Annotated in this window: 15 protein-coding genes; 9 read left to right on the forward strand and 6 right to left on the reverse strand. The window is 67.7% G+C overall.

Annotated features, from left to right (window positions below; translation table 11 throughout):
* Complete coding sequence (locus tag AOZ06_RS08975) at nucleotides 1–1,521, reverse strand: M4 family metallopeptidase (protein ID WP_054289013.1); 1,521 nt, start codon at nucleotides 1,519–1,521, stop codon at nucleotides 1–3.
* Between the two features lie 627 nt (nucleotides 1,522–2,148).
* Between AOZ06_RS08975 and AOZ06_RS08980 the strand changes: the two genes are divergently transcribed.
* Entirely contained in the window at nucleotides 2,149–2,658 is a 510-nt protein-coding gene (locus AOZ06_RS08980; RefSeq protein ID WP_054289014.1) for a lytic polysaccharide monooxygenase auxiliary activity family 9 protein, read from the forward strand.
* Nucleotides 2,659–2,737: 79 nt separating this feature from the next.
* On the opposite strand, the gene AOZ06_RS08985 is transcribed toward AOZ06_RS08980, so the two are convergent.
* Entirely contained in the window at nucleotides 2,738–3,475 is a 738-nt protein-coding gene (locus tag AOZ06_RS08985) for an N-acetyltransferase (RefSeq protein ID WP_054289015.1), read from the reverse strand.
* Between the two features lie 93 nt (nucleotides 3,476–3,568).
* Here AOZ06_RS08985 and AOZ06_RS08990 point away from each other — a divergent pair, with 93 nt between their 5' ends.
* The 3 genes from AOZ06_RS08990 (at nucleotide 3,569) to AOZ06_RS09000 (ending at nucleotide 8,955) form a co-directional block, all read left to right on the forward strand.
* Entirely contained in the window at nucleotides 3,569–5,095 is a 1,527-nt protein-coding gene (locus tag AOZ06_RS08990) for a tannase/feruloyl esterase family alpha/beta hydrolase (protein ID WP_054289016.1), read from the forward strand.
* Nucleotides 5,096–5,173: 78 nt separating this feature from the next.
* Complete coding sequence (gene htpG, locus AOZ06_RS08995; protein ID WP_169798886.1) at nucleotides 5,174–7,057, forward strand: molecular chaperone HtpG; 1,884 nt, start codon at nucleotides 5,174–5,176, stop codon at nucleotides 7,055–7,057.
* 104 nt (nucleotides 7,058–7,161) lie between these two features.
* Entirely contained in the window at nucleotides 7,162–8,955 is a 1,794-nt protein-coding gene (locus AOZ06_RS09000; RefSeq protein ID WP_054289017.1) for an alpha/beta hydrolase, read from the forward strand.
* Here AOZ06_RS09000 and AOZ06_RS09005 read toward each other — a convergent pair.
* Both AOZ06_RS09005 and AOZ06_RS09010 read right to left on the reverse strand, forming a co-directional pair.
* Nucleotides 8,952–9,830 carry an SAM-dependent methyltransferase gene (locus AOZ06_RS09005; RefSeq protein ID WP_054289018.1) on the reverse strand — a complete coding sequence of 293 codons (879 nt, stop codon included), beginning with the start codon at nucleotides 9,828–9,830 and terminating at the stop codon, nucleotides 8,952–8,954. The two genes, AOZ06_RS09000 and AOZ06_RS09005, sit on opposite strands and share 4 nt — an antisense overlap.
* Before the next feature lie 88 nt (nucleotides 9,831–9,918).
* Nucleotides 9,919–10,413 (reverse strand): DUF2165 domain-containing protein, encoded by a 495-nt coding sequence (locus AOZ06_RS09010; protein ID WP_054289019.1) that lies wholly within the window; start codon nucleotides 10,411–10,413, stop codon nucleotides 9,919–9,921.
* A 112-nt stretch (nucleotides 10,414–10,525) separates the two neighbouring features.
* On the opposite strand from AOZ06_RS09010, the gene AOZ06_RS09015 reads away from it, so the two are divergent.
* Complete coding sequence (locus AOZ06_RS09015; RefSeq protein ID WP_157232932.1) at nucleotides 10,526–11,356, forward strand: phosphatidylinositol-specific phospholipase C/glycerophosphodiester phosphodiesterase family protein; 831 nt, start codon at nucleotides 10,526–10,528, stop codon at nucleotides 11,354–11,356.
* Nucleotides 11,357–11,400: 44 nt separating this feature from the next.
* Here the strand turns inward: AOZ06_RS09015 and AOZ06_RS09020 are convergent, their stop codons facing one another.
* Nucleotides 11,401–12,201: an SDR family NAD(P)-dependent oxidoreductase gene (locus AOZ06_RS09020; RefSeq protein WP_054296513.1), complete on the reverse strand. Its 801-nt coding sequence runs from the start codon at nucleotides 12,199–12,201 to the stop codon at nucleotides 11,401–11,403.
* A 272-nt stretch (nucleotides 12,202–12,473) separates the two neighbouring features.
* Entirely contained in the window at nucleotides 12,474–12,884 is a 411-nt protein-coding gene (locus AOZ06_RS09025; RefSeq protein WP_054289021.1) for a hypothetical protein, read from the reverse strand.
* A 221-nt stretch (nucleotides 12,885–13,105) separates the two neighbouring features.
* On the opposite strand from AOZ06_RS09025, the gene AOZ06_RS09030 reads away from it, so the two are divergent.
* The 4 genes from AOZ06_RS09030 (at nucleotide 13,106) to AOZ06_RS09045 (ending at nucleotide 21,154) form a co-directional block, all read left to right on the forward strand.
* Nucleotides 13,106–13,576: a sigma factor-like helix-turn-helix DNA-binding protein gene (locus AOZ06_RS09030; RefSeq protein WP_054289022.1), complete on the forward strand. Its 471-nt coding sequence runs from the start codon at nucleotides 13,106–13,108 to the stop codon at nucleotides 13,574–13,576.
* Nucleotides 13,577–13,637: 61 nt separating this feature from the next.
* On the forward strand, nucleotides 13,638–14,228 hold the full coding sequence (locus tag AOZ06_RS09035) for a hypothetical protein (protein ID WP_054289023.1): 591 nt from the start codon (nucleotides 13,638–13,640) through the stop codon (nucleotides 14,226–14,228).
* 6 nt (nucleotides 14,229–14,234) lie between these two features.
* Entirely contained in the window at nucleotides 14,235–16,304 is a 2,070-nt protein-coding gene (locus AOZ06_RS09040) for an SPFH domain-containing protein (protein ID WP_054289024.1), read from the forward strand.
* Nucleotides 16,301–21,154 carry a DNA repair ATPase gene (locus AOZ06_RS09045; RefSeq protein WP_054289025.1) on the forward strand — a complete coding sequence of 1,618 codons (4,854 nt, stop codon included), beginning with the start codon at nucleotides 16,301–16,303 and terminating at the stop codon, nucleotides 21,152–21,154. The genes AOZ06_RS09040 and AOZ06_RS09045 overlap by 4 nt, the downstream gene beginning before the upstream one ends.
* Nucleotides 21,155–21,170: the final 16 nt, after the last annotated feature.

Consider the following 21,170-nt stretch of genomic DNA (forward strand, 5'->3'; position numbering starts at 1 on the left):
TCACGGGCAAGCGGGTTCGCCTGCCTGCGCCGGGACGCTCACCGCTGCCCACGCCGCCTTGGTGGCGTTGAACTCGGTGCAGCTGCCCGGGAAGATCGCCTTGGCCGCCTGCAGGGTGGCGAGCCTGGCGCGGGCGTGCGTCCACGTCGACGTCTTGCGCAGCAGTCCGTTGTAGAAGACCTGGCCTGCCTTCTGGATGCCGATGCCGGTGATCGTCGTGTTGTTGCACGTCGGGCTGTTCGGCTTGCCGCCACCGGGGCTGGTGCCCTCGGCGAGCAGGTAGAACCAGTGGTTCTGCGGGCCTGCCGCCGCGTGCACCTCGGTGCTCGGGATGGACGAGCTGTAGCAGTTCGGGTGGTTGCGCTGGGAGGGCTGGTGCATGTACCGGATCGGGCCGTTGCCGACCAGGTTGACCTCTTCGCCGACCTCGTAGTCCGCCGGGTCGTTCGGGTTGTTGGCGAAGTGCTCGGTCAACGCGCCGAAGATGTCGCCGGTTGACTCGTTGAGGCCGCCCTTCTCGTTGCCGCCGCCGCTGGATCCGCCCGGCGTGAACTGGAAGATGCCGTGGCCGAACTCGTGCGCCACGACGTCCATCGGGACGACCTGGCGCCGCCCGTCCTGAGACCGGCCGAACGAGGCGGTGCTGCCGTTCCAGTACGCGTTGACAGCGGAGAGACCCACGAGGGCGGGGAATCCGCGGCCGTTGCCGTCGATGCCGTTGCGTCCCAGCCAACTGCGCAGCATGTCCCACTGCTGCTGGGCGGCGTACAGCGCGTCGACGCACGCGGTTTCCAGGTCGGTGCCGGATCCGTTGCCCCAGTTGTCGTCGGGGCCGGTGAACACCTGCTGGTTGCTCGACCGGGCGCACCGGACGCCGTTGCGCGTCGGGTCGATGGTCGAGAACGTGCTGCCGCTCTGCTGGGTGTTGATCGTCACCGGGTTGCCGTTGTAGAAGCTGTTGCCGGTGCCTGCCTTGACCTCGTCCCAGCTGCTCAGCACGGCGCCGGTGTTCGCGTCGACGTAGACGTGCAGCACGCTGGGCACGTGTTCGGCCGCCCAGCCGTTGAGCACGACTTCGTACGCCAACGACGGCCGCTCGCCGGCGAGGACGATCAGGCGTTCGCTTGTCTTGTCCACCGAGCCGAGCTGCTTGAGCGCGATGTCCCGTGCGCTGCTCGCGCTGAGCGCGGGCCGGACGTCGACGTCGATCCGTGCGGTGTCGGCCTTGATCTGGTCGTGCACGGCTCCCTTGCTGTCGGTGACGATCACGGCGTCGCCGCCGACCACTTCGAGGCCGCGATAGGTCCGTTGGTAGGACGAGTAATACAGTCCCGCGGCGCCTGGGGTCGTCGCGGAACGGTGGAACGACTCGTCGGGGCTCTGCGCCAGTGCCACACCCGCGCGGTCGGCGGCCCGTGTGGCGAGTTCCTCGGCCTGAACGGATTGCGCCAGTGCCGTCAGCGTCGACACAACCAAGGCGAGGCCGGCGGTCATGGCCAGGCCCGCTCGCTTGCGATTCATCAGCAGTCCTCCACAGGGCGCGCCCGGACGCAGGGGAGCAGGGGCGGGCACGCCGGATCTCAGGACAGCCCTCGGCGCCGGGCGCACTCACCGCGCCCGGCGGCATCGGACCGTGTGCAGGGACAGAACTTGCCTACGCGTAGACGTCTCCCCGATACAAGTGGTAACCGGTGGCACCGTCAATGCTGCATTCGGCCCAGCGCCATAACAGGGAATCAGCGCAGGGTGAATTTTGTCTGTTTCGCCAGGTCGGCGGGGTACCGGTGGCGATCAGCCGGTGTGTCCACATGGGACATACCGGCGCTTGTCGAGATCACGGGCGGCAAGCGCTCCGTAATTGGTCCAGTCCACCTCTTCCGTAAGGGCGGGTCCGTGGCGCACACTTACCTACGGTGAACGAACGGCGTTTCCGTCACGTGGACCGGCGGCAAAGCGCTGGTCGTCACCGTCGGCCGGGAACGCCGGGTAGCTGCCCGGTTTTGCCATCTCTTGACCGACACGTCGGACGTTAGTATGGTCTAGACCACAAAACCCCTGCAGGTCTTGTGTTTGGTATCGGCACCGGGCGGACGGTGCCGGTCGGCGCGCGCACCGGACCGCAGCTCGTCGTCTTGAGGAGCTGAAAGTATGAAGCGCAGTTTCATCGCGGCCGTTGTCGGACTTCTGATCGCGCCCCTGCTCGCCATCGTCCTTCCCGGGACGGCGTCGGCACACGGATGGATCACCAGTCCGTCCAGCCGGCAGGACCAATGCAAGCGTGGCGTCGTTCAGTGCGGCAGCATCAAGTACGAGCCGCAGAGCGTCGAAGGCCCCAAGGGTCTGCGCAACTGCCACGGCAACGTCGGCAGGTTCAGTGAGCTGAACAACGACAGCATGGGCTGGCAGGTCCAGGATGTCAGCTCGAGCCAGGCGTTCACATGGCGGATCACCGCCTCGCACGCGACCAGCACGTGGGAGTACTTCATCGGTGGCACCCGCGTGTGGTCGAAGAGCGATGGTGGTGCCCGTCCGCCGTCGACGTTGACGCACAACGTGAACCTCGGCAGCTACAAGGGCCGCCAGAAGTTGCTCGTCGTGTGGAACATCGCGGACACCGCGAACGCGTTCTACGTGTGCATCGACGTCAACATCAGGTGATTGCCTCCTGAGCGGTCCCGGCCTGGCACCCTGCACCAGGCCGGGACCGCGCACGTCCGGCAGCCGGACGGCCCGCTTCCTACATCGGGTGTTCCATCCACACGTTCGGCTCGACGTACACGCCGTAACCCCGCGCGGCCGACGCGATGATCGGCGCGATCCCGCCGGGGAACAAGTTGTCACCGTCGACCAGATCGACGTTGCCCCACTGCTTCCAGTCCGCGAACGAGCCGGAGATGGTCACCGCGAACGGGCAGATCTTGATCAGCTCGGCGCCCAGCCGCTCGTGCGTGCGCAGCCAGCGGTCGGCGAGCAGACCGTCCGGGCGGCGGCGGAAGGCGTACTCCTCCATCGGGGTGTCCGGCTCGTCCTCCTTGCCGATCGGCCGCACCGACACGATCAGCCGCGACAGCCCGGTCTCCGCCGCGCGTGCCTTGAGCGCCTTGAGCATCTCCGACGACAGGTGCTTGCCGCGGTGCTGGGGATCGATCACGACTTCCAGCGCGCACAACGCGTTCGGCGCGCGTCCGTCGATCTTGTCCTGCGCGGCCCACTGCACCGCCTCGTCCCAGCCGTGGTCGGGCAGTTCGGCGCGATCCGGTGCGGGGTAGGCCAACGGCACCGAGAGCGTGCGCGCGATCGGCACGTCGTCGTCATCGACCGCGATCAGGAAATACCGGGCCCACTGCTCGCGGAACCGGTCCAGGCTGATCATCTTCCCGCTGGCACCCGCGTAGATGAACTGACCCCCGACATCGCCCAGGTCGAGCGCGGCCTCCGCGAGGTCGGGGCGGGTCGCAAGATCAACGATTCGCATAGCGTCAGCTAAGCGAAAGCTCGTCACCCCGGATAGCGTCATCCGGGCGAACTGATCAGTTACGGTGAGTAGGACTCTGATCAGGGGAGAACGATGAAACGACTGGTCGGCGCCATGGTGGCGCTGGTTTCCGCGACGTTCGTGATCAGTACACCGGCAACGGCGTCGGCCGTGCAGGGCTGCGGCTCGATCGGCAAGCCGGCGGTTCCCGGCGCCGACGTCGTCTCGGTGACGGCGATCGACAAGCCGGGCGGGACCGTGGAGTACCCGCCCGAGTACCCGATCCCGCCTGTCACCGGCGTCCCGCCGTACTGCGAGGTGACGGCGGTGCTGACGCATCCCGGCGTCGGCGACAGGGTCACCGTGAAGCTGTGGTTGCCCGCCACTGGTTGGAAAGGCCGGTTCCAGGGCGTCGGCGGCGGTGGCTACTCGATGGGCGCTCCCTTCGACGGGATGCTGGCCGAACAGGCCAAACTCGGTTACGCGGCCGCCACGACCGACGGTGGCGTGGACAGCAACGGAGCCAGTCCGGCCAAGTGGGCACTGGACGCCAACGGCAACGTCAACACTGAGCTGCTGCGCAACTTCGCCTCCCGGTCGTTGCACGACATGGCGGTCGCGGGCAAGGCCGTGACCGCGCAGTACTACGGGCGCCCGGCGGACCACTCGTACTGGAACGGCTGCTCGACGGGCGGGCGGCAGGGCCTGATGAACGCCCAGCGCTACCCGGACGACTACGACGGGATCAACGCCGCCGCGCCCGCGATCAACTGGGACCGGTTCCTCGTGGCCAACCTGTGGCCGGCGGTGGTCCAGAACGAGGAACGCAACCAGCTCTCGCCGTGCGAGCTGGACGCGTTCGAGAAGGCGGCGGTCGACGCGTGCGACCGGATCGACGGCGTGGCCGACCGCGTGGTCAACGACCCGAGGCAGTGCCGCTACAACCCGTCCGACCTGGTCGGCACGAAGATCGTCTGCGACGGCAAGGAGATCACCGTCTCCCGGGCGGACGCCGAGGTCATCCGCAAGATCTGGGACGGCCCGCACGGCTGGTACGGCTTCAACAGGGGCACCGACCTCGGCTGGGTCGCCGGGCAGCCGCCGTTCGAGATCTCCGCGACCTGGGTGCAGTACTTCATCAAGCGCGACCCGGCGTTCGACGTGAGCAAGATGTCCTACGCGCAGTACTACCGCGTGTTCGCCGAATCGCGGGCGCGCTACAACCCGGTGATCGGCACCGACGACCCTGACCTGTCGGCGTTCCGCAGGTCAGGCGGCAAGATGATCACCTGGCACGGTACGGACGACGCGCTGATCCCGTACCAGGGCACGGTCGACTACCGCGACCGGGTCGGCCACCGGGCCGGCAACGTGGACGACTTCTACCGGGTTTTCCTGGCGCCGGGCGTCGACCACTGCGCCGGTGGCGCGGGCGCGGCCCCGGTCGACCCGATGGCCGCGCTGGTCGGCTGGGTCGAGCAGGGCAAGGCGCCGCGGACCCTGCCCGCCCGTACCGCCGACGGCAAGGCCAGCCGCGAGCTGTGCCTGTACCCGGCGGTGGCCAGGTACAAGGGCGGCGACCCGAACTCGGCGGACAGCTTCACCTGTCGGCGCAGTTGATCTACCGCCTGGTCCTGTGCCGCGGGCGGCACAGGACCAGGCGATGACGCCGCGACGGGGCGTTGAGATAATCGGCGGGTGGACACCCAGATGGAAACGCTCGAGTTTCAGGCCGAGGCACGCCAGCTGCTGCAGCTGATGGTTCATTCGATCTACTCGAACAAGGACATCTTCCTGCGTGAGCTGATCTCCAACGCTTCGGACGCGCTCGACAAGGTCAGGCTCGCGGGCTTCCAGGACAAGGAACTGGCCGTCGACACCGACGACCTGCGCATCGAGCTGGAAGCCGACAAAGACGCGCGCACGCTCACCGTCCGGGACAACGGAATCGGGATGTCCCGAGCCGAGGTCGTCGACCTGATCGGCACGATCGCGAAGTCCGGAACCGCGGAGCTGCTGCGCAAGCTCAAGGAGAGCAAGGAGAACTCGGCCGACCTGATCGGCCAGTTCGGCGTCGGTTTCTACGCCAGCTTCATGGTCGCCGACAAGGTCACGCTGGTGACCAGGAAAGCAGGCGAGACCGGCGGCACCAAGTGGGAATCCGCTGGTGAGGGCACGTACACGATCGAGGCGGCCGACGACGCCCCGCAGGGCACCTCGGTGATCCTGCACCTCAAGCCCGAGGACGCCGAGGACCACCTCTTCGACTACACCGCCGAGTACAAGCTGCGCGAGATCATCCGCCGGTATTCCGACTTCATCACCTGGCCGGTCCGGCTCAAGGTCGAGAAGACCGAGAAGTCCGAAGAGGGCGAGACCACCACCACGACCGAGTTCGAGACCGTGAACTCGATGAAGGCGCTGTGGGCGCGGTCGAAGGACGAGGCGACCGAGGAGGAGTACAAGGAGTTCTACCGGCACATCAGCCACGACTGGACCGATCCGCTCGAGATCATCCAGATGCAGGCCGAGGGCACCTTCGAGTACCAGGCGCTGCTGTTCATCCCGGCGCACGCGCCGCTCGACCTGTTCATGCGGGAGAGCAAGCGCGGTGTCCAGCTGTACGTCAAGCGCGTGTTCATCATGGACGACTGCGAAGCGCTGATGCCGGAGTACCTGCGGTTCGTCAAGGGTGTCGTGGACGCGCAGGACCTGTCGCTGAACGTGTCACGCGAGATCCTGCAGCAGGACCGCCAGATCCAGCTGATGCGCCGCCGCCTGGTCAAGAAGGTGCTGTCCACGGTCAAGGCGCTGGACGCGGAGAAGTACAGGACGTTCTGGCAGGAGTTCGGCGCCGCGGTCAAGGAAGGCCTGGTCAACGACTTCGACAACCGGGACGCCATCCTGGAGATCTCCGCGTTCGCCTCGACGAACTCCGCCGACGAGCTGACCTCGCTCAAGGACTACGTCGGGCGGATGAAGGACGGCCAGGAGCACATCTACTACCTGACCGGCGCGTCCCGCTCGATCATCGAGAACTCGCCGCACATGGAGGCCTTCAAGGCCAAGGGCTACGAGGTGCTGATCCTCACCGACGCGGTCGACGAGATGTGGGCGAGCTCGGTGCCCGAGTTCGACGGCAAGCAGTTCCAGTCGATCGCCAAGGGCCAGGTCGACCTGGACTCCGACGCCGACACCGCGGCGAAGTCCGAGGAGTTCGCCGACCTGCTGACGTGGATGACCGAGGCGCTGAAGGACACCGTCAAGGAGGTCCGGCTGTCGTCGCGGCTGACCACCTCACCGGCGTGCATCGTCGGTGACGCGAACGACCTCACACCGACGCTGGAGAAGATGTACCGCGCGATGGGCCAGGAGCTCCCGCCGGTCAAGCGGATCCTCGAGCTCAACCCCGACCACGCGCTGGTCACCAGCCTGCGCGCGGCCCACCAGGAGAGCAAGGACGGCGCGGCCGAGACCGCCGAGCTGATCTACGGCATCGCCCTGCTGGCCGAGGGCGGCGAACTGGCCGACGCGTCCCGGTTCACGCGCCTGCTCGCCGACCGCCTGGCCCAAGCCCTCTGAAAGCCCTCGTGAGTGTTTCGGCCGGTTCTAACCGGCCGAAACACTCACGAAGGTTCAGACGTCTGGCCCTCCCGTGCCGGTGGCCAGGCGATTACGCATAGGGCATGGCTTCTTTACGTGTCCTAGTGTCGGCCGTGGCGGCGTCCGCCATGGCTCTCGCGGCACTCGCTCCGACGAGCGCCGCGCAGGCTGAGCGCAAGCCTGCCGAGCCGCGCAACCCGGCGATTCCCCAGCGCTACCTCGACCAGGCGATCCAGTGGGCGCCCTGTTCGTTCGACGCGACGATCAAGCAGGCCCACCCGCAGGCCCCGACGACCAACTGCGCCAAGGTCAAGGTGCCGATGGACTGGCACAACCCGGACGCGCACCCGGACATCACGGTCGCGATCGCGTACAGCAAGGCCACCGGCCCGGTCCGCGGCCTGCTGACCAGCAACCCGGGCGGCCCCAGCGGGCCGGGGCTGAACCTGAGCGCGACGCTCGCGGTGTCCCGGCCGCAGATGTTCCGCGACTTCGACCTGCTCGGGTTCGACCCGCGCGGCTTCGGCCAGAGCGAGGCGCTGCGCTGCCTGGCCACGTCCGAGGAAGTGGCCGCGCTGCCGACCACCCCGGACTACCGCGTCCGCGACGAGCAGACCCACCGCACCGAGATCGCGGAGGCGCGCCTGTACGCCAAGGCGTGCGCGTCGACCGAGTTCGGCCGGTTCGTCAGCACCCAGCAGACCGTGTACGACATGGACTTCCTGCGTGCCCTGTTCAACCACCGGCTGCTGCACTTCGTGGGCTACAGCTACGGCACGTGGCTCGGCGGCTGGTACGCCGACACGTACCCGCAGCGCGTCGGCCGGTTCGTCCTGGACTCCAACATGGACTGGACGCACTCGCAGTGGGACAACGTCAACTTCGACCCGTGGTCCTACCAGCGCCGGTTCGACACGCAGTTCAAGCCGTGGGTCGGCAGGCACGCGGACCAGATCACCGGCAACCTCGGCACGACGGCCGACGACGTGCAACGAACCTACGACGCCATCCGCGGCAAGCTGGGGGCGCTGCGGCAGGCGGGGAAGACCTCGGTCCGCCCGCACGAGCTGGACTTCAAGGTACTCGGCGTGATCGGCAACGACCGCCGGTTCATCCGCGCGCTGACCGACATCCTGGTGCACGACGAGCTGGTGAAAGCGCCGTCGGCCAAGGTCCAGGCCGGTCACGTGGAGCGCGCGTGGGCACGGCTGGCCCCGGCGCTGCAGGCGTACGACACGCTCGCCACGATCAAGTCCCGCTACCAGATCCCGGTCACCCTCGGTGCCGGCGAGGTCGTGAACCTCGGTGCGCTCGGTGACACCGTGCGGTGCAACGACACCGCGTGGAACAAGGACCCGAGGTTCTACACGCGTGAAGCCGACCGGATGGCCAGGCAGAACCCGTGGGCGGGTTACCTCAACGGTGTGCCGCTGTGCGCGTTCTGGCCGTACCCGCCGCAGGACCGCAAGCTCGACCTGAAGGGCGTGCCGCGGATGCTGATGGTGCACAGCGAACTCGACCCGCAGACCGCCTATGAGGGTGCGTTGCGGACGTACAAGGACGTGTCGCACGCCGCCAGGCTCGTGTCGGTCGACGACGAGGGCCAGCACGGCGAGTACATCCTCGGCCCGTCCTCGTGCGTGCAGCAGTTCGGCGACCGGTTCCTGTTCAACGGCGAAGTGCCGGGCCGCAACGAGATCTGCGGCACCGCGCCGCTGCCGGAGGACGGCTCGGTCTACGAGGTCAAGGGCCCGCTCGACGGCAAGGCGCATCCGTTGCCGCGCAGCCTGACCGCCGGCGGGGGCGAACAGAACCCGTTGCTGCAGGAGATCTTCGACCAGACGGCCGAGCGGCCCGTGAAGGCGCTCAACCGTTAGAGGTCCGACGGGTCCGGGGTGTCAGCGCCCCGGACCCGTCCCATGCCGCCGATGCCCAGCAGCCGGGCCGCGCTGTCGTTGTCGGCTTCCAGCGCGCCGTCCGGCCGCCACTCCGGCAGGACCGTGATGCCCGGATCGAGCATGTCCATCCCGGTGAACCAGGACCGCAGGTCGTCCGGCGCCCACGGGTGGATCTGCTCGCTCGCGTCGTGGTAAACCCCGATCAGGTCGAGGATCTGCTTGTGCGTCACGGGATCCTGGTCGGCGACGAGCTGGGTGGTGATCACCGAGATCGGCACCAGGCTGCCGGGCGCGCACGCGTCACGGTAGGTCGCCACGAGCCCGGCGGGATCGTATTCGGGGCCGACGTACAGCAGGATCCCGACCATCAGCAGGCCTGTCGGCCGCTCGAAGTCCAGCAGCGCACGGACTTCCGGCGCGTGCAGCACACCGTCCGGGTCGCGGATGTCGCCGTGCACGATTCCGGCGTTCTCGTTGTCCTCCAGGATTTTCCGGGCGTGCGTCACCGCGGTCGCGTCGTAGTCGACGTACACCACCCGGCCGTCCGGGACGCGCCGCTGGACGATCTCGTGCACGTTGCCGACGGTGGGGATTCCCGAACCGAGGTCGAGGAACTGGTTGATCCCGGCGTCCAGGCAGATGTCGACGACACGGCGCAGCCACGACCGGTTCAGCCTCGCCAGCGACGGCGTGCACGGCAGGACGGTCTTGGCCCGTTCGGCGAGTTCACGGTCGGCGGTGAAGTTCATCGCCCCGCCGAGGTAGTAGTCGTACATCCGGGACGCGTTGGGCGTCTCACTGTCGTACGAGCGTGGGCCGATCGGCTGCAACGGGGGCGGCGTGGCGCGCGTCATCAGGACAGCATCCACTTGGCCCGCAACGCAAGCAAGCGACCCATCGTGGTTCTGTTGTTGGCTACAAGGCGAAATACGCAGGCAGGGGTCAGGTCACGGCCGGCGCGCGATCATGCATTCGGGTGAGGATGAGCCCGGCGGACGCGATCAGGAAGTTGAAGGTGGCGGGCTGCAGTCCGTTCCACTGCTGCGACTGCCACATCTGGAACCACTCACCGCCGATCGCGATGAACCCGGCGCCGAACAACGCCATCATCATCAGGAATCCGACAGTTCCGTAGGAACGAGCGCCGTCGCTGCCGCGCACACCCTTGACGAAGCCGATGCCGAGGACGACGGCGGTGAGCACCTCCCACGCGATGATCGCGATGTACACGAGCAGGGCGACCGTCGAGTTGGTGATCGCACGCCACATCGTGTTCGGCGACTGGAACGTGGTGTCCATCGCGAGGACGTGCACGACGAACGCCCGGTTGGTGGGGAAATCGGTGACGTTGTTGAGGACGACGAGTCCCATGTAGAGGGTGACGATGCCGGTGGCCACCGCGATGGCCGTCCGCAGGCTGCCGAACCGGTTGATCATGCGCGCGACTGTAACAGACCCGCTACGGAGGGCAGCGGTGATTTCCCGGCACCGGGAACTCTTCGCCGGGCGTTAATGTTTTCGCAGCTCAAGGCGGCCTATGGTGATCAGCATGCGGTCAGTGACAGTGATTTTGAGCGTGTTCGCGCTGATTCTCGGCCTGTTCTCCGGCGTAGCGTCAGCCAAGCCACAGGTGCGCCCGTTGCCGCAGGCGCACGCGCACAACGACTACGAGCACACGCGTCCCCTGTTCGACGCGCTCGACCACGGCTTCGCAAGCGTGGAGGCGGACATTTACCTGGTCGACGGCCAACTGCTCGTCGGCCACGACCCGGACGACCTCACGCCGGAGCGGACACTCCAGTCGCTCTACCTGGACCCGCTGTACAAGCGCGTGATAGCCAACGCCGGCTCGGTGTACCGCGGCAAACCCTTCGCCTTCCAACTGCTGATCGACATCAAGACCAACGGCGTGGCGGCGTACACAGAGCTGGACAAGGTCATGCGCCGGTACCCGCTGCTGTTCACCCAGTACATCAACGGTTTCGTGCTGCGCGGACCGGTCACAGCCGTCATCTCCGGCGACCGCCCGCGCGACCTGATGGCGTCGCAGCGCTACCGCCAAGCCTTCTACGACGGCCGGATCGCGAACCCGGACGACCTCGGCCCAGGATCGGACGCCCGGATGACCCCGCTGGTGTCCGACAACTGGACGAACTTGTTCAAGTGGAACGGCACCGGCGAGTTCCCGGCGGCCGAGCGCGACAAGTTGCGTCACATCGTTTCCGTCGCCCACAGGGCCGGTCAACGGGTTCGGTTCTGGGCGACTCCGGACGCCCCCGGCGCCGCGCGCGAGGCGATCTGGACCGAGCTGCGCAAGGCGGGAGTCGACCACATCAACACCGACGACCTGGCCGGGTTGCAGGCGTTCCTGAGCCGCTGACCTCCCCGTCCGTGGGGTGGCCCGGCCGGACCACCCCACGGTCCTCACGCGTCGAAGTTCGTTGAGCGGGACAGGTGCTCCCACGCCGCGAGTTCGGTGCGGACAGATTCCAGATGCGCGCTGATGCCGTCGACCGCGTCATCGCCCAGCGGCAACCGCAGCGGAGTGTCCTCGGCGTTCAACGCCGTGAGGATCGCGGCGGCAGCCTTGGCCGGATCACCGGGCTGGGTCCCGTTGATGCCCTTGATCATCCGGCGAGTTGGGCCGACGGTGGGTTCGTAGACGTCGATCTCCGCGCTCTCGTGGAGACCGCCGCCGGAGAAGGAAGTCCGGAACGCACCGGGCTCGACGATGAGAACCTTGATGCCGAGCGGGCCGACCTCAGCGGCGAGTGCCGCGGAAAACCCCTCCAGCGCGAACTTCGTCGCGCAGTACGCGGAGAAGCCGGGCGGCGACACCTGACCGCCGAAACTGGACATCTGCACGATCGCGCCGCTGCCCTGTTCACGCATGTGCGGCAGGACCGCCCTGGTCAAGGCGGCCGGGCCGAAGACGTGCACGTCGAACAGGGACCGCAGTTCCTCGTCAGTGGTCTCCTCCGCCGCGCCGACCTGACCGCGCCCAGCGTTGTTGACCAGGACGTCGATGCGTCCGTGACGCGCCACGACCTCGTCGACGACGCTGGGGATCACCGCGGTGTCGGTGACGTCGAGCTGGATGGTTTCCGCACCGGGTTTGCGCGCCGTCCCCACGACGACGTCACCGGCCGCGGTGGCCGCTTCGCTGATCGCGCGGCCGAAGCCGCTGTTCGCCCCAGTGATCAGCCAGACCTTGGGTGAGTTCATGATCTCCACTCTGGCTTGGGTTCAGTCTGTGCTGCAACGGTTTTCCCGTTTTCTGCACGGAACGAGCTTTTCCCTCGCCGGGGGCTGACCTCTGGGCAGGAGCACCACCGAAGCCCACATCTGCGCTGACGCGCTCGCCGTGGTGGCTGGCTGTCGCTCAGGGTGCTTGGGCCGGTTCTGTGCTTGCGCGCGCTCGCCGTGGTGGGGTGGGTGTCGTTCCGGCTGCCCTGGCGACGGTCCGAGTCGGCTGCGCCTTCGCGCGGGTCGGTGGGTCAGGCTTCGTTGGGCTTGTAGCAGGTCGCGAAGCCGTCAGGCTTGCTGCCGCCGTCCGCGAACATCTTCTCCACCTGCTGCTTGCGGAGGTTCTCGGGGTAGCCGGGCCAGTCGGGTTCCTGGCCGTTGACGTGCAGTTCGTCGAGCCAGTAGCCGGACTGGCCGGAGACCTTCTCGAACTCGAGGTCGCAGCCCTTCACGCGCACGACCGCCTCGAGCACCTTCGTGCTCGACTTCACCGTCTTCCCGCCGACCTTCTTGGTCTTCTTCTCCGTCTCCGATGTCGGCTTCACTGTCCCGAAGCCCGCTGCCTTGAGTTCGTCCGCGAACTTGGACTCGCTGCTCGAACACGCCATCAGCACGCCTGCGGTGCTCGCGACCACCGCCACGAGTGCGACCTTGTTCTTCACGAGCGCATCGAACCGCGCGGATCAACCGCCCGACGGGGGTTCGGGTGAATAGTTATCACCCTGTTAGCGTCTTCAATGGGCTGAGTGGAGTATTACCGATGCGTCTCGAAATCGGTTTGCCACGCACGGTATTTCTTTGAGAAACCCTGAAAAGTCGCGTAAGTCGGGTGGTTTCCGTCAGTCCCATCACCGACTGGTCGAGAAAGCCACGGGGAGACGTCATGAGTCTCGGTGCCATCGTTCTGGGAACGATCAAGCCCGTTGTGGTGCGGTACTGCCGCGCGCGGATCGGCAGGCGGGACGGGTCGTTCGCGGTCGCGGACCTCGTCGCGCGTGAATCGTTGTACGCCGTTCTGCGTGCGCTTCCCGAAGGGGACGAACCATTGCTGGCGGTCACTTACCGGATAGCCGCCGAATTGGTTGACGAAGAACTGGACGGTGCCGCCGGCTGCCCTGACTCGCAGCTGGATGTGGCTGCCCTGCCCGTCGGCGAACGGGAAGTGATCGTTCTCCGTGTCCTGTGCGGGCTGACCGCCGAGCAGACCGCGGAGGCCACTGGGAACGCTCCCTCGGCTGTCCGCCTTCTCCAGCACCGTGCGCTGGAGAAACTTCGAAAAGCAGCCCAAGTGGACGGACATGTGACACGATTCGGTCACGGGCCTGTCATGGAAACGCTCAGTGAGCGCGGCTGAGTTATAGTCGCCCCGCCGGGCCGATGGGGAAGGCACCGGAGTTCGGCGTCTAGGGGGCGGGTTGGCCGAGTTCTTCCAGGCAACACTGGCTTTCCCTGCCGTGCTGTTCACTTTCCTGCTGATCGTCTGCGTCGGTTACTGGCTGTTGACCCTCCTGGGGGCCATCGACGTCGACGAGGACGCGGGCGACCTGCTCGGTGCGCTCGGTTTCGGCGGTGTGCCGCTGACGATCGCGCTAACGCTGACGATCGTGCTCGGCTGGTTCCTCAGCCTCGTCGGCACTGTGCTGCTCGCCGGGCTCGGCACGGGCGCGCGGATCGCGCTCGGCACACTGGTCCTGCTTGTCGCGCTTGTGCTGGCATTGCTGGTGACCAGGCTGTTGGTGACGCCGCTGCGCTCGGTGTTCCACTCCGGTCCCGCCGCGTCGCGCGCCGACTTCATCGGCCGCACGTGCGTGGTCCGCACGAGCACGGTCACCGTGGACTTCGGCCAGGCCGAGGTGCACGCCGAGGACGGTTCCTCCGCTGTGGTCCAGGTCCGCCAGACGGGCCGGGACGACCTGCGCGCCGGGCAGGCGGCGCTGATCTACGACTACGACACCGATGGCGAGTTCTTTTGGGTCGCCCCGGTCGAGACTCATCTGAAGGACTGAAAAGCGATGGACGCTATCGGAATCGGGGCGGGCGTGCTGATCGGCGTCGTCCTGCTCGTCATCCTGATCATCCTGTTCATGGTCAGCAGGCTGTTCCGCAAGATCGAGCAGGGCAAGGCGCTGATCATCTCCAAGGTGCGCAACGTGCACGTCACGTTCACCGGCGCGATCGTGCTGCCGGTGCTGCACCGCGCCGAGGTCATGGACATCTCGGTGAAGACCATCGAGATCAACCGCGCCGGGCACGAGGGCCTGATCTGCAAGGACAACATCCGCGCCGACATCCGCATCACGTTCTTCGTGCGGGTCAACAAGACCGCGGAGGACGTCATCAAGGTCGCGCAGGCCATCGGGACCGCGCGCGCCAGCGACGAGTCGACGCTGCAGGCGTTGTTCAACGCGAAGTTCTCCGAGGCGCTCAAGACCGTGGGCAAGCAGCTCGACTTCGTCGACCTGTACACCAAGCGCGACGAGTTCCGTGACCAGATCATCCGGGTGATCGGTACAGACCTCAACGGGTACAGCCTCGAGGACGCGGCCATCGACTTCCTCGAGCAGACCCCGATGAGCCACCTCGACCCGGCCAACATCCTCGACGCGCAGGGTATCCGCAAGATCACCGAGCTGACCGCGATCGAGCACGTGCGCACCAACGAGTACCAGCGCAACGAGGAGAAGGAGATCACGCGGCAGAACGTCGACGCCCGTGAGCAGATCCTCGAACTGGAGCGCCGCCAGGCCGACGCCGAGGCCAAGCAGAACCGCGAGGTCCAGACGGTCAGGGCCCGTGAGGAAGCCGAGATCACCAAGGTGCAGGCCGAGGAGCGGCTCAAGGCGCACACCGCGAACCTGCGCACCGAGGAGCAGCTCGGCGTCCAGGACGAGAACCGGGCCCGTGAGATCGCCGTCGCCGCCAAGAACAAGGAACGGGTCATCGCGATCGAGACCGAGCGGATCGAGAAGGACCGCCAGCTCGAGGTGATCGCCCGCGAACGCGAGACCGAGCTGTCCCGGATCGGCAAGGACAAGGAACTCGAGGCCGAGAAGCGCGCGATCGCCGAGGTGATCCGCGAGCGGATCGCGGTCGACAAGACCGTCGCCGAGCAGGAGGAGACGATCAAGCGGCTGCGCGCGGTCGAGGAGGCCGAGCGGATGCGCCAGGCACTGGTCATCCAGGCCGAGGCCGAGGCGCAGGAGAAGCTGGTCAAGGACATCAAGGCGGCCGAGGCCGCCGAGCAGGCCGCGAAGTACGACGCCCGCCGCGAGCTCGCGCTCGCCGAGGCCCGCCAGCAGGCCGCGGAACTCGACACCCGCGCCAAGATCCGGCTCGCCGAGGGCGCGCAGGCGCAGGCAGCCGCCGAGGGCCTGGCGAGCGTCCAGGTCAGGGAACGCGACGCGGACGCCATCGAGAAGGTGGGTCGCGCGGAGGCCGTTGTCGAGCGCGAGAAGGCGCTCGCCAAGGCCGAGGCGACCTCGAAGATCGGCCTCGCCGAGGCGGGCGTGGACCGCGAGAAGGCCGTGGCGGTCGCGGAAGCGTTGCGCGAGAAGCTCAAGGGCGAGGCGGAGGGCCTCACCGAGAAGGCCGCCGCGCTCGCCGCGATGAACGACGCGACCCGCGAGCACGAGGAGTTCCGGCTGCGGCTGGAGATGGAGAAGGACATCCGGCTCGCCGGGCTGGACGCGCAGCGCAAGGTCGCCGAGTCGCAGGCCTCGGTCATCGCCGCGGGCCTGGAGAAAGCCGACATCGACATCGTCGGCGGCGACACGATGTTCTTCGACCGCCTGGTCGGCGCGGTCTCGATGGGCAAGAGCGTGGACGGTTTCATGGAGCACTCGGCCACCGCGCAGACGCTGGCCCAGCCGTGGCTCAACGGCGAGCGGAGCTTCACCGACGACATCAGCCGGATGCTCAGCGGGATCAGCACGGCGGACGTGCAGAACCTGACCGTGTCGGCGTTGCTGCTCAAGCTGATCGGCTCCGGCGGCAAGGAGTCGGCCAAGCTGCAGGAACTGCTGGAAACCGCGAACCGGCTCGGCATCGGTGAGCACTCGGTGGCGGGCCTGCTGCCACGATGACCACCGTCGCGTCGCCCATTTCGCTGGACGAAGGCACGTACGAGCTGCTGCGCGCGCGGCTGGCGGAACACGCCACCGTGCTCGCGGCCCGTGCCGAGCAGCTGAACACCAAGCGCGTCGAGGTGTTCGGCGGTACCGAGCTGCGGCTGATCGGCACCGAGCGGATCCGCACGGAGAACAACTGCGTGCCAAGGGACGTCGTGTCGGTCAACGGCTCGATGCTGTTCGGGTACAACGTGTTCATCGGGCTGCGGCCGGAGACCGAGGTCGACGACGTCTTCTCGCTGCACTCGTTCGTGCGTGACGGCGACGCGTTCCGGTTCGACGACGCCGCCCTGCCGGGCCTGCTCGACGACAAGCAGTTCGTGCACGACTTCGCCGAGCTTTACCGGTACTACAAGGAAACGCGGCTGTTGCAGCTGCGCGGGGTCGATGGCAAGCTGCTCGCGATCTTCCAGACCGGCGCGAACGCGACCGACATCAAGGTGATGCGCTGGAAGACCGCCGTCGACGGCACAGTGTCCTATGAGGACAATCGGGGCGAGCGCGACCACGTCTTCCCGCCGTCGCACGACTTCGAGTGGACCGAGACCACCCGCGACGACCACGTCGTCGGCCGCCACCCGCACATCTCGATCCAGAACGAGGTGTTCATCGAGACGGTCGGCGGCGACCTGACCATCAAGCTGGAGAACAACACCGAGACCGGCGAGGGCATCTACGCCGAACCAGTCGCCGAGCCGCTGCAGAGCCTCGCCGACGCCGCCGTGCACTACGCGCGCATCGGTGCGCTGATCCTGCTCAAGATCCAGCCGTACAAGGAAACCGAATGGCGGTACCTGGTCTTCAACACGCAGACCAAGGGTGTGGTGCGGCTGGACGGGATCGGGCAGGCGTGCCAGCGGCTGCCCGAGGACCAGGGCATCATCTTCCCCGGCGGCTACTACCTGCTCACCGGCGCCGCGAAGACGTTCGACACGGACGTGGCCAGCCTGGAGTTCGAGCGGGTGATCCGGTCGACCAACGGCGAGGACGTGCTCTACGTCTTCCACGCCCGCGCCGAGGGCCGCTACCTGCTGCTGCCGTACAACGTGATCCGCAAGGAAGTCGGTACGCCGATCCCGTGCCACGGCTGGTCGTTGTTCGACGACGGCACCCTCGTGGTCTTCCGCGCGGTATCCGACGAACCGACGCGCGTGCACCCGATGCAGGTGTGGCAGACGCCGTACCTGTCCGACACGTACGCCGCCGCGCAGGAGACCGCGGACGGACCGCTCGGCCGGGTCGGCAACGCCGACCTGGTCAGGGGAATCTCCGACTGCCTGTCGATCGCGCGGATGGTCGGCGAGATGGCACCGTCCACAGAGGTCTTCGAAGCCCTGATCGCCGCGTGTGACCGGGCGTTCGACCACTACCACTGGCTCGGTGAGCAGGAACTCGGCGATCTGCGTGCGCCGCTGTCGGAAGTGCGCGGCGCCGCCGAGCAGGTGCTCGACGAGTTCGAAGGCGTGCAGGCCCTCACCAACCAGGCCTCGGCCGCGCTGGAGCAGTCCGATCAGGACATCGCGTCGCTGGTCCGCAAGGTCAGGGGCGAGGCGCCGAAGACAGCCGACGCGTGGGTTTCCCAGCTGGCCGAGCTGCGCAAGGCGCAGGGCCACCTGATCACGTTGAAAGAGATGCGGTACATCGACACCGCCCGCATCGAGCAACTGAACACCTTGCTGACAGAGGAACTGGGTACCGCGGCGCAGCGCGCGGTCGAGTTCCTCAGCGGTGACAACGCTTTCGCGGGATACCACGAGGAAGTCGAACGGATCGTCGCGCAAGGCGCGGCGATCAAGACCGTCGCCGAGGCCGTCCCGGTCCAGGAGCGGCTCGGTGACCAGGCCGAAGGCCTCGAACTGCTCACCCAGGTGGTCAGCTCGCTGGACATCGCCGACGCCACGGTCCGGACCGGGATCCTGTCCCGCGTCGGCGAGGTGCTCGGCGGCATCAACCGGGCACGGGCCACTGTGGACGGACGGCGTCGTGAACTCGCCGCCAGCGAGGGACGTGCCGAGTTCGCGGCCGAGTTCGCGCTGCTCGGCCAGGCGATCACGGGCGCGCTCGCGGTCGCCGACAGCCCGCGCAAGTGCGACGAGGGCCTCGGCAGGCTGGTGCTGCAGCTGGAGAACCTGGAGTCGCGTTTCGGCGAGTTCGACGACTTCATGGCCGAACTCGGCGCCAAGCGCACGGATGTCTACGAGGCGTTCTCCGCGCGCAAGCAGGCGTTGCTGGACGAGCGGGCGCGCCGCGCGGACCGGCTGGTCGAGTCGGCAGGCCGGATCCTGGGCAGCGTGCAGCGGCGGGCGAGCCAGCTGGAGACGCTCGACGACGTCAACACCTACTTCGCGGGCGACCCGATGGTGGCCAAGCTGCGCTCGGTCGCCGACGACCTGCGCGCGCTGGGCGACCAGGTCCGCGCGGAGGAACTGGACGGCCGGATCAAGGCCGCCCGCCAGGAAGCGGGCCGTTCGCTGCGTGACCGGCTCGACCTGTACGCCGACGGCGGCGACACGATCAAGCTGGGCAGGCACGTGTTCGCGGTGAACACGCAGGCCATGGACCTGACCTTGGTGCCGCAGGGCGACGGCCTCGCGGTCGGGATCACCGGCACGGACTTCCGCGACCCGGTCGTGGACGCCGAGTTCGAGACCACCCGCCCGTTCTGGAACCAGCTGCTGGTGTCCGAGTCGCCGGAGGTCTACCGCGGCGAGTTCCTCGCCACAGTCCAGCTCCCGCAGGGAACTCTGGACGAGACGGCGGCGCTGGAGCACGTGCGCCAGGTCGCCGAGACGCGCTACGACGAGGGCTACGAGCGCGGTGTGCACGACCACGACGCGGCCAAGATCCTCGAAGCCGTGACCCGGTTGCGTGCGGGCGCCGGTGTTCTGCGGTACCCGCCGCAGGCGCGTGCGGCGGCGACCATCTTCTGGGCGTTCGGCCCCGACGAGACGGCGAAAGCCGCGTGGGCCCGCCGTGCGGGTTCGCTGGCCCGCGCTCGCACAGCGTTCGGGCACATGTCCGCGATCGACGAGCTGGCAGCCGAACTCACCGGTGAGATCACGCGGTTGCTGTCCGCACAGGGTCTCGAGTCGGATCCGCTGGCGGGGGAGTACCTGTTCGAGGAGCTCTCCAGCGCGCCTTTCGGGTTCGTCACCAGCGCGGGAGCCCGCTCGCTCGTCGAGCGCTTCCGCCGGACCTTGGGCGCGCAGGCCAAGACAGCCAAGGAGTTCGACGACGACCTGCGCTCGATCGACGGGCTGGCCGAACGCCACCAGCTGATCTCCGCGTGGCTCACGGCGTTCCTCGCCAGCGTCGGCGAGACCAGCCCGGACCTGCCGGAGGCGATCGCTCTCGAACTGTGCCACGACGTGCCGCGGCACGACTCGTCGGCGACGCTGGACGCGACGGTCGACGGCCTGCTGGGCACCCACCCGAGGATCACGGACCGCAAGCTGCGCTTCCGGCTGGACGAACTGCTCGCCCGGACGCGGCGGTTCCACACCGAACGCGTCCCGGCTTTCCGCGCGTACCAGCGCAAGCGCGCCCAACTGGTGGACGTGCAGCGGCGGGCGCTGCGGTTCGAGGAGTACCAGCCGAAGGTGATGAGCGCGTTCGTGCGCAACGGCCTGCTCGACGAGGTCTACCTGCCGCTGATCGGCGACAACCTGGCCAAGCAATTGGGCACGGCCGGTGACTCGAAACGCACCGACCAGATGGGCCTGCTCCTGCTGATCTCCCCGCCGGGTTACGGGAAGACCACGCTGATGGAGTACGTGGCCAACCGGCTGGGCCTGGTCTTCGTGAAGGTCAACGGGCCGGCGCTGGGGCACGCGGTGACCTCGGTCGACCCGGCGGAGGCCCCGAACGCGACGGCCCGCCAGGAGATCGAGAAGATCTCGTTCGCGCTGGAGATGGGCAGCAACGTCCTGCTGTACCTGGACGACATCCAGCACACGTCGCCGGAGCTGCTGCAGAAGTTCATCTCGCTGTGCGACGCGCAGCGCCGGATGGAAGGCGTCTGGAAGGGCCGGGCGAAGACCTACGACCTGCGCGGCAAGCGGTTCGCGGTCTGCATGGCAGGCAACCCGTACACCGAGTCGGGCCAGCGGTTCCGCATCCCCGACATGCTCGCCAACCGCGCGGACGTGTGGAACCTCGGTGACGTGCTGTCGGGCAAGGAGGATCTGTTCGCGCTGAGCTTCGTCGAGAACTCGCTGACGTCCAACGCGGTGCTGGCCCCGCTGTCCACACGGGACAGGGCGGACGTGCCGAAGCTGGTGCGCCTGGCCAAGGGCGACCCGGCTGTGCGGCCGGACCAGCTGGCGCACCCGTACTCGTCGGTCGAGCTGGAGCAGGTCCTGTCGGTGCTGCGCAAGCTGCTGACCGTGCGGAAGGTGATCCTGGCCAACAACAAGGCGTACATCGCCTCGGCGGCACAGGCGGACGCGTCCCGCACCGAGCCGCCGTACCAGCTGCAGGGCTCGTACCGGAACATGAACAAGCTGGCCGAGAAGATCGTCCCGGCGATGAACGACGCGGAGCTGGCGGCCGTGGTCGACGACCACTACCTGGCCGAGGCCCAGACGCTGACCTCCGGGGCCGAGGCGAACCTGCTCAAGCTCGCCGAACTGCGCGGCACGCTCACCGGCGAGCAGGCCAAGCGGTGGTCCGACGTGAAAACGGCGTTCATGCGGGAGCGGGCGTTGGGCGGCGACGAGGAGAACCCGATGAGCCGCGCGGTCGGCGCCGTCGGCCTGCTCTCCGACCAGGTCGGCCAGATCGCGTCAGCCATCAGGGAGAAGTGACCACGCACGGTGAACC

Source organism: Kibdelosporangium phytohabitans (assembly GCF_001302585.1).
GTDB lineage: Bacteria > Actinomycetota > Actinomycetes > Mycobacteriales > Pseudonocardiaceae > Kibdelosporangium > Kibdelosporangium phytohabitans.

Bases quoted from the DNA above. Each gene is read 5' to 3' on its own strand.
- AOZ06_RS08975 (WP_054289013.1), bottom strand. From the start codon at position 1,521: ATGAATCGCAAGCGAGCGGGCCTGGCCATGACCGCCGGCCTCGCCTTG.
- AOZ06_RS08980 (WP_054289014.1), top strand. From the start codon at position 2,149: ATGAAGCGCAGTTTCATCGCGGCCGTTGTCGGACTTCTGATCGCGCCC.
- AOZ06_RS08985 (WP_054289015.1), bottom strand. From the start codon at position 3,475: ATGCGAATCGTTGATCTTGCGACCCGCCCCGACCTCGCGGAGGCCGCG.
- AOZ06_RS08990 (WP_054289016.1), top strand. From the start codon at position 3,569: ATGAAACGACTGGTCGGCGCCATGGTGGCGCTGGTTTCCGCGACGTTC.
- AOZ06_RS09000 (WP_054289017.1), top strand. From the start codon at position 7,162: ATGGCTTCTTTACGTGTCCTAGTGTCGGCCGTGGCGGCGTCCGCCATG.
- AOZ06_RS09005 (WP_054289018.1), bottom strand. From the start codon at position 9,830: ATGACGCGCGCCACGCCGCCCCCGTTGCAGCCGATCGGCCCACGCTCG.
- AOZ06_RS09010 (WP_054289019.1), bottom strand. From the start codon at position 10,413: ATGATCAACCGGTTCGGCAGCCTGCGGACGGCCATCGCGGTGGCCACC.
- AOZ06_RS09015 (WP_157232932.1), top strand. From the start codon at position 10,526: ATGCGGTCAGTGACAGTGATTTTGAGCGTGTTCGCGCTGATTCTCGGC.
- AOZ06_RS09020 (WP_054296513.1), bottom strand. From the start codon at position 12,201: ATGAACTCACCCAAGGTCTGGCTGATCACTGGGGCGAACAGCGGCTTC.
- AOZ06_RS09030 (WP_054289022.1), top strand. From the start codon at position 13,106: ATGAGTCTCGGTGCCATCGTTCTGGGAACGATCAAGCCCGTTGTGGTG.
- AOZ06_RS09040 (WP_054289024.1), top strand. From the start codon at position 14,235: ATGGACGCTATCGGAATCGGGGCGGGCGTGCTGATCGGCGTCGTCCTG.
- AOZ06_RS09045 (WP_054289025.1), top strand. From the start codon at position 16,301: ATGACCACCGTCGCGTCGCCCATTTCGCTGGACGAAGGCACGTACGAG.